This window comes from Bittarella massiliensis (ex Durand et al. 2017) (assembly GCF_017566145.1).
Lineage (GTDB): Bacteria > Bacillota > Clostridia > Oscillospirales > Ruminococcaceae > Bittarella > Bittarella massiliensis_A.
Map to the genome: position 1 here is coordinate 1 of NZ_JABFCL010000377.1, position 211 is coordinate 211.

General features: G+C 52.1%; 1 protein-coding gene. It reads left to right on the forward strand.

Annotated elements, in window-relative coordinates; all coding sequences use genetic code 11:
• Window positions 1-211: transposase (locus HJY11_RS14730; protein WP_208076583.1), on the forward strand; the 211-nt coding region annotated here is incomplete at both ends.

Genomic DNA, 211 nt, shown 5'->3' on the forward strand with positions numbered 1-211 from the left:
TGGGGACAAGTGCCTGGGTATGCTGGAAGCTGTGGGAGAAGTGTTTCCTGACGCCAAATACCAGCGTTGCACAGTCCATTTTTACCGCAATGTATTTTCTGTTGTTCCTCGCTCCAGAGTAAAATTAGTGGCCAAGATGCTCAAGGCGATCCATGCCCAGGAAAGCAAGAAGGCCGCCCGTGAAAAAGCGAAAGCTGTGGTGGCCCAGCTG